Here is an 8,607-nt window from a genome sequence, read left to right as displayed (position 1 = left end):
GTGTTGTTCGGACGACTTTGATTGAATGTGCTCGTGCTTTATTGAAAGGCTCTATCGTAAAATCAAAAGCGCTAAAAGCTAGACAAAAAGGTCAACCTAGTGCCGTTATTGCTTATGCGGATAGGGCTGTTTCACGTATGCAAAGAAAATATGGTCGTCTTTTGTATAGTGGCAAGGCTAAACACAAGGCTGTAACTGCTATAGCGAGAGAATTGGCTTGCTTTATTTGGGGAATGTCTACAGGTCATATTTCATATACTCAAAAATAAATAACCGAACAGACACAAGGAGGTAGGATAAAGCTATGTAAATATGTTAGGATACTAAAAAAGAACAGGTCACTACTCAATGGTAGAAGAAAGCGCCAAAGGTAACACACAGGTTTGGTTATCTACGGTACTCCTTTTATGGCAGCTTGTTCTCTGGGAAATTAGCTATTTCAGTAGAGAACAAGCTGATCCGCGACTAAAGAATAGTAGAATCACACGACGAACCATTAACCTGAGGTACCCAATCCACGAATAACAGAGTGGTTGACAGTCGTTGAATCTTACTTTTGGCGTTTTCTTGTGCCATTGAGTTTAACTAAACCCTATTGCGAGAAAATATTTTGACTTGACAATGGGGCATTTATAACAGGAGGAAATGCACATGTCTCTTTATAACGGTGGAGGAATGATTAAGGGTTATTCGTCCAATGATGACGATAATAACAGGCGTAACCGTCAGCGTAAAAAGAAGATAATAATAGCCAGCGCCGCTGGTGGCGGCACTCTTCTTGCGGGTATTATTATTGCTGTTATTGTGGCAGGAACACTGGCGTTGGGTACACTGGGCTTGATTGCCGATTCACCTGTGGTTATAGAGGACGCACGGCGCATTGTTGAACCCGATAATAACGAACATTATAATGCATACGACAATTCTGATGCCTATCCTGCTCCGGGTAATCAAGGAAGCCAAGGAAGCTGTACTGCGTGGGCGACCGCTTATGCATTAAAGAGCGCCCAAGAAAAGACCGACCTCGGCTGGGATTTCACGGTGAACCCCGCACTCAGTCCGGCATATGTCTATAATCAGATTAACTACGGACAGGATGGTGGTGCTTTGATTTCCGAAGCTATGCGCCTTGTGACGCAACAGGGGGTTTGCGCACTTAATGATATGCCGTACAATGAAAAAGATCATCGGACAAAACCTAACAGCACACAAATCTCCAAGGCGGCGCCGCATAATTCAAAAGAATGGTTTTCTATTTCAGGTGTTGACCAGATTAAAAATGCAATTGTAAAATATGGTGGTGTAGTTGTTGGTGTCAATGTCTATCCCGACATGGATAAACTTGATGAGAAAAACCCAGTTTATGATGTTCAGAGCGGAAAGAATCGTGGAGGTCATGCAATATGTCTTGTCGGCTTTGATGATGCAAAGAATGCATTTAAATTTATCAATTCATGGGGAACTGACTGGGGGTTGGAAGGCTTCGGCTGGATTACATATGATATTGTCGAAAATGATACGCAACTCTATGGTGCGTTCAGCATGACAGATAACTGATGCTATTGCTGTTTGAGAAAGGATAATACATGCCTATGACAGTTTCTTCGCAATGGAAACTACAAGCAAAGAAGAGGTCTATGAAAGCACTGTCGATGCTTTGCCTTGTTGCGGTTATGGGGACTTTGTTTGGATGCAGTCGAGTGGAAGTAAACAACGAAACGAAGGTGTCGCTCTTTGAACCTCGCGCTGTCGGCGGCATTGATGATACACTTTACAACGCAATTCTCGACCGAGAGGATTTCTGCGACTTATCGGAATTTCAACTCACCGAGGCAGAATTCACGGATGGCTATGACTTGTGGAAAATAATTGACGACAACCCAGCCATTGATTATCTTACGAATTACCGCTGGCACAGCACGAATGGAATTATTACAAAAGTCACACTTGAATACAAGAACATACCCGCTGATTACAGAACTCGCCTTGAGCAGGCGGTCGGAGCGGCTATTGATTCCATCAAGAAGCAATTGCAAGACGATTATTTGCAGTCCGAATTAGTCTGTGCAATAAGCGATTACATAGTGGTCAACTGCCAATATGCCTACAAGGCAGACGGCGTAACCCCTGACAATGAAAGTGGAAGCCTGGCCTATTCCGCTCTCGTACAAAACCGTGCTATTTGTGATGGCTATGCCAGTGCCTTTTCCCTAATTGCATCGCAGTTTGAATTTGAGGTCAAAAAAATATCCGGCAAGAGCGGCCCCAATAACGGGAGTCATGCATGGAACATGGTCAAGGTCGATGGCATCTGGTATCATGTCGATACCACTTGGAATGACCCTACCCCTGACAGACCGATGCAAGCAGGGCATGACTACTTATTGCTCTCAGATAAGGCAATAGCAAGCCAGCGAAATGGAAGCCAGCAATATCACGCTTCATGGGATGTCAATGCCCCAATTGCAAATGATACGCACTATGATGATGCTTTTTGGATTTTTGAAGATGAGCCGATTTCATTCAATACGCTGCACTTTGACGAATGGGAAAGAACCATAGCACAGACTACTTTCGAGGACATCATCACCACGGCGGTTGAAAGCAACGAGGATGCAAACGTCGCCCGATTTGGGTATAGTAAGGATGAACTTGCTGCTGAGATTAAGAAACTGTATCCGAATATTGGGTACACATATACCATGAATGCGAATGATGTAGTTATCAAGGTCGGTAGTTGGAAAAAATGATGGCTTCATTTTATCATCGACACCACGACCGATTGGGTGTGTAATAGATGATGTAGTCGGAAGGAGGTTGTCGCATGGCATATCAGCGAGTGCTTTTTGAGCACGGTGTTCTCAGACAAGCCAGAGAGAAGCTCGGTTTGACACAACAGCAGGTCGCTGACCAGGCAAATATCCACCAGCGGCAATACCAACGGTTTGAAAGCGGCGAACGCAATCTTTCATCATCGTCGTTTAACATCGCCTGCCGTGTGCTGGATGTCCTTCAGCTTGATATCGCCAAGTATGCCCACGGGGACTATATTTTCTCCGAAGAAACCATGGAAATCCAGCTTGATAATCCGACCGAAGATAAGAAACAATAAGTCGTATGGAGGCAACAAACATGTCTTTTGAATTCCTCGAAGAACGCAATCGAATTGAATACAAATCCCAGTGTCGGACGATTTTGAAGAAACGGTGGTCGCTTTCCTCAACTATTCTGAGGGTGGCGAGATTTATGTCGGCATTGACGATAAGCACAAGAAAATTGTCGGCGTAGAAAAGCTTGACCTTGTTCAGCGGCAGATAACCGACAAAATCAAAAACAATATGCAACCGCACATCCTCGGTCTGTTCGATATCATCATTGAGAAGATAGACGACATCGAAGTCATCAAAGTGATTGTGTCCAGCGGTATTGAGAAGCCCTATTATTTGCGCCGCAAAGGAATGTCCCCGGAGGGTTCTTTATCCGTGTGGGCAGTTCCAACCAGCATATGACTAAAGAGCAGATTGAAGAGATGTATGCCAAGCGCATCCCCCACAGCTTGGGCAATATGCGCTCGCCCAAGCAGAAACTTACTTTCAAGGAACTGGAAATATATTATTCGGAGCAGAAAAAGAAGCTCAACGATGAGTTTTTAGCTTCATTGGATTTGGTAGATGATGACGGGCATTTTAATTATGCCGCTTATCTGCTGGCTGATGAAAACGGCGTATCCATCAAAGTCGCAAAATATTCTGGAACCACCAAGGTGGATTTGATTGAGAACGAAGAGTACGGATACCGCTGTCTCATTACGGCAACAAAAAATATCCTTGAAAAATTAAAAGTGGAGATTAGAACCTTTACGAAAATTACCGCCACAAAAAGGCTGGAGCGGCAAATGATAGATGCGCTTGCGCTGAAGGAAGCTGTCATCAATGCCATTGTTCACACAGACTTTAGCCGTGAAGTGCCGCCCGTGGTGGAGATTTTCTCAGACAGACTCACCGTCACTTCTTATGGTGGATTGCCGCTCGGACTCAGCCGTGAGAACTTCTTCCGTTGCCGGTCTATGCCCCGCAACCGCGAGCTCATGCGCGTGTTTCATGATGTTGACCTCGTGGAGCAGCTTGGCTCTGGCATGAGTCGCATGATGGAGGTCTAGGACCGCTCAATTTTCACGTTTGAAGACAATTTTTTGATTGTAATATTTCCATTTGCAGATGGTTTTGCGGAATCAGTTGCCGATAGAGTTGCCGATAAGTTGACCGATAAACTGACGCCCGGTGAAAAAGCGTTTTTAGAATCTCTTTTGCTATGCTTCAAAAAGCATGAATGGATTTCCAATGCAGAGGCGCGTGAAGCATCGGGTGTAGCAGAAGGCAGTGTGAAACGGTATTTGCGAATTTTATCTGAAAAGCAAATCCTTGAAGCACAGGGAGAAAGAAAAAACAGGCAGTATCGCCTTGCAAAGGAAGATGAAAGCTGATGCCCACATATGACTACAACACAATGAACTTCCCGCCAGACCATTCTTCTTCATGAAGTTCGTCACTTTTGTGGGGGAAATTGGAGCGCTGCTCTCGGCGTGATGCGATGGATGCGTTGTTCTTTGAGTGCGGCGGCATTCCACAGGAAGACCTCAATTCTTTTGTCAGCCATGTTGTTGTCGGCAAAGGAAATGAGCACGTTGAGAAATACAGAGAAGCCAAGCAGGGAGAGAAGAATGGCTATTTGATTCCTCTTAACCGAGCAGGAATTCTTTGATGTTGTTGAAGGCAAGCACATCCCGCCTGAAAACCCACCGCAAGCACTGCACCACCGAAGTTTGGGAGGCAACCGCACCGAGCGCGAAGATTACCTCGCCAAAAGAAAACCCGCCGGCAACAAGTATGATATGGTTCTTCAAGATAAAATGGATTTACATTTCACAAGAGACCAGGTCAATACAATGCGCACGGCACTCGCCCAATGGGGGAAGCAGCACAAGCCTATCAGACCATTGAAGAATGCGCCGAGCTAATTGTTGCCATCAACAAAAAGGTCACACGCACTCCCGCGCCAGACTCCCTCGATAATGTTCTGGACGAAATTGCCGATGTAGAGATGATGCTGGCGCAGATGAGACTGACCTTTGGCATCAGCGATGAGATGATTGCTAAGCGGATTGAGAAAAATTTGCCAAGTTGGGTAAGCATCTGAGGAGGAACAATGCGTGAAAGATTCAGAAAATGAAAAAGGGTTGCTTGTTCCCGATATTGTTAAAGCGTATAACCAACTTGCCGAATTTGCTTTATTTATTGACGGCGAAGGCTGGGTTGTTGATGGGAAAATCATTTACAAGTCATCCGAGGAATATGCCATCGAACACAATCTTTATGTTCCGAAATTCAAAGGAAAGCAGGGGTGAAATCAGTGGCTGTATATGGTGGCTTTCATAAAGTGGTCTACGGTAAGTCATGCTGGCTCGAATATAAGTACGGTGAATATTGGCTGTATTTTGACGGAGACATCAAGGCACATAGCACCGACAAAGAACACATGATTCAACGATTTAATAGTTATTGAATGTGGACAAGCTGGACGCATTTTCAGCGAGAGGAAAAAACAGAAAGTCGCAAACTTTCGTAGAAAGTTAGCTTGAAGTTCAAATAAAGGAAAAATAACATGAAACCATCTATATACGGCTTAACGCGCGAACAGTTGATTGCTTGGGCGATTGATAATGGCGCAAAGAAATTTCGGGCGACACAAATTTGGGATTGGCTTTACAAAAAGCGGGTGCAGTCTTTTGATGAGATGACCAATATTGCCAAGGACTTTATCGCTAAACTTGATGATTGCTTTGTCATCAATCCTTTACAGCAGCGTTTGGTGCAAGAGGCGAAGGACGGTACGGTCAAATATCTTTTTGAGTTGCCTGATGGTATGCTTGTTGAGACGGTTTTGATGCGCCAAAAATATGGTTTATCGGTCTGTGTGACGACTCAAGTCGGGTGTAATATCGGCTGTACTTTTTGTGCCTCTGGTCTCATTAAAAAACAGCGTGATCTGACGGCGGGCGAGATTACGGCGCAGATTATGCTAGTGCAGAAATATTTTGATGAACGTGGGCTTGACGAGCGCGTGAGTCATGTTGTGGTTATGGGAATTGGCGAACCCTTTGATAACTATGACAATGTTATTAACTTTATCAAGACGATTAATGATGATAATGGGCTTGCCATTGGGGCACGTCATATCACGGTGTCAACATCAGGTCTTGCCAATAAAATTCGTGAATTTGCTGAAACTGGTTTGCAGATTAACCTTGCGATTTCACTTCATGCGCCTAATAATGAGGTGCGCACGAGCATTATGCGAATCAATCGCAGTTTTCCGCTGGAAAAATTGTTTGAGGCGATTGATTACTATATCAAGACAACCAATCGGCGCGTGACTTTTGAATATATCATGCTTAGCGGTATCAATGACCGTCCGCAACATGCGCGTGAACTGGTGGCGTTGTTGAGAGATAAGAAAAAGTTGGTCTACGTCAATCTGATTCCTTACAATCCTGTGAGTGAGCATGACCAATACACCCGTTCTTCAAAAGAGGACGTCTTGGCTTTCTACGATATTCTCAAAAAAGGTGGCATTAACTGCGTGATTCGGCAGGAACATGGTACGGATATTGATGCGGCGTGTGGGCAGTTGCGCAGTAAGACGATGAAAAATGATGCCGAAACGGCGAGTTTTGATGAGAAAATCAAAAATGATATGTACACTCAAGTAATTTCATGAAAAAATCGCTTAAACTTTTTATTGTATGTTACATTTTGGCGATTGTTGGCATGTGTTTTTTGCCACAAACTTTTTATCCGCAGCTCAACTCGATTGAAACGCCAGGTATTCAGCATTTTGGTCGGATTACGGCGATTCTAACACCGTTTAATACGCTGGTTCATTTTGGGAAAATACCGTCTTTATGGGATGTTTTTGTTGTTATTTTACAAAATATCACTAATATTTTCCTACTTTTTCCGCTTGTTTTAGCAATTTTATTACTTCGGAGAAATGCGGTTAAGCTGTCGAAAGTTGTGCTGATGACTTTTTGTATGAGCTTGTCCATTGAACTCACGCAAGTGATATTGGATTTACTTTTTGAGTTTGACCGTGTTTTTGAGATTGATGACCTTATGACCAATACTTTGGGTGGTGTGATTGCCTATCAGACCTATCGGATTTTGCGTAAGTAAAATTATAATCGCACGCCATGATTTTGCAAGGTGGTTTGTGATACAATGAGTGTGTAGGGGAGTTCTAAAAACTCAGATTTGTTCATTTTTAGAGATTCCCTATATAAATTTGATAGGTCATTTAAGGAGAGTAATCATATGGAGTTTTCAAAATTAAATAGCAGTCGTCACAAAGTGACACAATTTGATGGTCGCAAGGTTTCGGTTGATGAGGTTAAAGCCATTTTGGCTGCGGCAACGCTTGCGCCATCTGCGCATAATATTCAGCCTTGGCATTTTGCGATTGTTGATTCTGCTGAAAAACGAGCGGCTTTGTCAACGGCTATGCACGCTAAAAATGCGGTGCAACATGAGTCTGCGGGTGCGACAGTGGTTGTTTATTCGGATACAGATTTGCCTGAACGTGTGCGTGATATGGTTAAAATCGGTGCTGATTTCTTGCCACTTGATCACAAAGAGGACTTGCTTATTAAGTTGCCAGGGATGTTTGAGAAATTTTCTGAGCAACAGTTGTCGGACTATCTTGCCTTAAATACTGGCTTGGTGTCGCAAAATATCGTGCTTGCGGCGAATGATGCGGGCTTGAAAACTAACATTATCCTTGGTTTTGATAAGGCAAAAGTTAAGGAAGTTTTGGCAATTGAAAATCGTTTTCGTCCCGAATTGATTATTACCATGGGCTACTCAGATGATGCGGGACATGCTAGCTATCGTTTGCCTGTGGCTGATATTACTGACGTTTTATAAATAGAAATGAGACATAAATGACTTATACATTTGAAAATAAAACGCAGGAAGAGATTTTTGACTACTTGCGTCATGCTAAGACCGTTGCCGTGGTTGGCTTGTCTAATCGTGAGGAAACGTCTAGCTACATGATTGGTAAGGCTTTGCAAGCTGACGGTTTTCGCATGATTCCTGTCAACCCGCGTTTGGCTGGGCAAGAGGTGCTGGGCGAGAAAGTTTACGCAAGTATCAAGGAAATTCCCGAGCATATTGACATCGTGGATGTTTTTCGGCGTTCGGAGTTTCTGCCTGATGTGGCGCATGACTTTGTTGAGACGGATGCGGACGTTTTCTGGGCGCAGTCTGGTTTGCAAAACGAAGAAGCCGAGAAAATTTTGCGTGATAATGGTCGACATGATATTGTCATGGATCGCTGTATCAAGGTTGAATATGCTTACAGCGGCTTGCGAAAAGAGCGTGCCAATCAAAAATAAGCTGGCGGAACTGTCAAGAAATTGGCAGTTTTTGGCTCTTTGTCAAATCGTGTGGGAAACTCCTTTCCCCTATAAAGCAAGTAACTGATTAGTTGCTTGTTTTTTAATTTGTTAAGGTTTTATTCATGAGTAGGATCCGTTTCTTAAAGTTTTTA

General features: G+C 43.7%; 13 protein-coding genes and 1 pseudogene. 13 read left to right on the top strand and 1 reads right to left on the bottom strand.

All coding sequences use genetic code 11. The features are described from left to right. The 7 genes and pseudogenes from Hs30E_RS09765 to Hs30E_RS09735 form a co-directional block, all read left to right on the top strand. A pseudogene (locus tag Hs30E_RS09765) lies at window positions 1-269 on the top strand (IS110 family RNA-guided transposase); the annotation flags it as partial. A 382-nt stretch (window positions 270-651) separates the two neighbouring features. Beyond that, entirely contained in the window at window positions 652-1,557 is a 906-nt protein-coding gene (locus Hs30E_RS09760; RefSeq protein ID WP_172209766.1) for a C1 family peptidase, read from the top strand. A 29-nt stretch (window positions 1,558-1,586) separates the two neighbouring features. Beyond that, complete coding sequence (locus tag Hs30E_RS09755) at window positions 1,587-2,750, top strand: transglutaminase domain-containing protein (protein WP_172209765.1); 1,164 nt, start codon at window positions 1,587-1,589, stop codon at window positions 2,748-2,750. Window positions 2,751-2,824: 74 nt separating this feature from the next. Continuing rightward, window positions 2,825-3,112: a helix-turn-helix domain-containing protein gene (locus tag Hs30E_RS09750; RefSeq protein WP_172209764.1), complete on the top strand. Its 288-nt coding sequence runs from the start codon at window positions 2,825-2,827 to the stop codon at window positions 3,110-3,112. A 70-nt stretch (window positions 3,113-3,182) separates the two neighbouring features. Then, on the top strand, window positions 3,183-3,509 hold the full coding sequence (locus Hs30E_RS09745; protein WP_172209763.1) for an AlbA family DNA-binding domain-containing protein: 327 nt from the start codon (window positions 3,183-3,185) through the stop codon (window positions 3,507-3,509). Beyond that, window positions 3,506-4,159 carry an ATP-binding protein gene (locus Hs30E_RS09740; RefSeq protein WP_172209762.1) on the top strand — a complete coding sequence of 218 codons (654 nt, stop codon included), beginning with the start codon at window positions 3,506-3,508 and terminating at the stop codon, window positions 4,157-4,159. Before Hs30E_RS09745 ends, Hs30E_RS09740 begins: the two co-directional genes overlap by 4 nt. 33 nt (window positions 4,160-4,192) lie before the next feature. Next, the gene (locus tag Hs30E_RS09735; RefSeq protein WP_172209761.1) at window positions 4,193-4,483 is read left to right on the top strand and encodes a hypothetical protein; all 291 of its coding nucleotides are present in this window, start codon (window positions 4,193-4,195) and stop codon (window positions 4,481-4,483) included. A gap of 62 nt (window positions 4,484-4,545) precedes the next feature. Here Hs30E_RS09735 and Hs30E_RS09730 read toward each other — a convergent pair whose 3' ends face one another. Continuing rightward, window positions 4,546-4,776 (bottom strand): hypothetical protein, encoded by a 231-nt coding sequence (locus Hs30E_RS09730; RefSeq protein WP_172209760.1) that lies wholly within the window; start codon window positions 4,774-4,776, stop codon window positions 4,546-4,548. Between the two features lie 189 nt (window positions 4,777-4,965). Here Hs30E_RS09730 and Hs30E_RS09725 point away from each other — a divergent pair, with 189 nt between their 5' ends. The 6 genes from Hs30E_RS09725 (at window position 4,966) to Hs30E_RS09700 (ending at window position 8,452) form a co-directional block, all read left to right on the top strand. Continuing rightward, window positions 4,966-5,196: a nucleoside triphosphate pyrophosphohydrolase family protein gene (locus Hs30E_RS09725; RefSeq protein ID WP_172209759.1), complete on the top strand. Its 231-nt coding sequence runs from the start codon at window positions 4,966-4,968 to the stop codon at window positions 5,194-5,196. A 13-nt stretch (window positions 5,197-5,209) separates the two neighbouring features. Beyond that, a complete protein-coding gene (locus tag Hs30E_RS09720; protein WP_172209758.1) occupies window positions 5,210-5,404 on the top strand; it encodes a hypothetical protein in 195 nt (64 codons plus the stop codon). Between the two features lie 257 nt (window positions 5,405-5,661). Further along, window positions 5,662-6,777 (top strand): dual-specificity RNA methyltransferase RlmN, encoded by a 1,116-nt coding sequence (rlmN, locus tag Hs30E_RS09715; protein WP_172209757.1) that lies wholly within the window; start codon window positions 5,662-5,664, stop codon window positions 6,775-6,777. Continuing rightward, window positions 6,774-7,232 (top strand): VanZ family protein, encoded by a 459-nt coding sequence (locus tag Hs30E_RS09710; RefSeq protein ID WP_172209756.1) that lies wholly within the window; start codon window positions 6,774-6,776, stop codon window positions 7,230-7,232. The genes rlmN and Hs30E_RS09710 overlap by 4 nt, the downstream gene beginning before the upstream one ends. A gap of 138 nt (window positions 7,233-7,370) precedes the next feature. Then, complete coding sequence (locus Hs30E_RS09705; RefSeq protein ID WP_172209755.1) at window positions 7,371-7,979, top strand: nitroreductase family protein; 609 nt, start codon at window positions 7,371-7,373, stop codon at window positions 7,977-7,979. A 17-nt stretch (window positions 7,980-7,996) separates the two neighbouring features. Next, window positions 7,997-8,452 carry a CoA-binding protein gene (locus tag Hs30E_RS09700; RefSeq protein WP_172209754.1) on the top strand — a complete coding sequence of 152 codons (456 nt, stop codon included), beginning with the start codon at window positions 7,997-7,999 and terminating at the stop codon, window positions 8,450-8,452. Window positions 8,453-8,607 lie beyond the last annotated feature (155 nt).

The sequence above is a fragment of the Pseudolactococcus hodotermopsidis genome (assembly GCF_011170085.1).
GTDB lineage: Bacteria > Bacillota > Bacilli > Lactobacillales > Streptococcaceae > Pseudolactococcus > Pseudolactococcus hodotermopsidis.
This window is presented reverse-complemented; position numbering and strand designations above follow the sequence as displayed.

Excerpts from the sequence above, each read along its gene's own strand:
- Hs30E_RS09740 (WP_172209762.1), top strand. The coding sequence starts at position 3,506 with ATGACTAAAGAGCAGATTGAAGAGATGTATGCCAAGCGCATCCCCCAC.
- Hs30E_RS09710 (WP_172209756.1), top strand. The coding sequence starts at position 6,774 with ATGAAAAAATCGCTTAAACTTTTTATTGTATGTTACATTTTGGCGATT.
- Hs30E_RS09725 (WP_172209759.1), top strand. The coding sequence starts at position 4,966 with ATGGGGGAAGCAGCACAAGCCTATCAGACCATTGAAGAATGCGCCGAG.
- Hs30E_RS09700 (WP_172209754.1), top strand. The coding sequence starts at position 7,997 with ATGACTTATACATTTGAAAATAAAACGCAGGAAGAGATTTTTGACTAC.
- Hs30E_RS09750 (WP_172209764.1), top strand. The coding sequence starts at position 2,825 with ATGGCATATCAGCGAGTGCTTTTTGAGCACGGTGTTCTCAGACAAGCC.
- Hs30E_RS09755 (WP_172209765.1), top strand. The coding sequence starts at position 1,587 with ATGCCTATGACAGTTTCTTCGCAATGGAAACTACAAGCAAAGAAGAGG.
- Hs30E_RS09760 (WP_172209766.1), top strand. The coding sequence starts at position 652 with ATGTCTCTTTATAACGGTGGAGGAATGATTAAGGGTTATTCGTCCAAT.
- Hs30E_RS09705 (WP_172209755.1), top strand. The coding sequence starts at position 7,371 with ATGGAGTTTTCAAAATTAAATAGCAGTCGTCACAAAGTGACACAATTT.
- rlmN (WP_172209757.1), top strand. The coding sequence starts at position 5,662 with ATGAAACCATCTATATACGGCTTAACGCGCGAACAGTTGATTGCTTGG.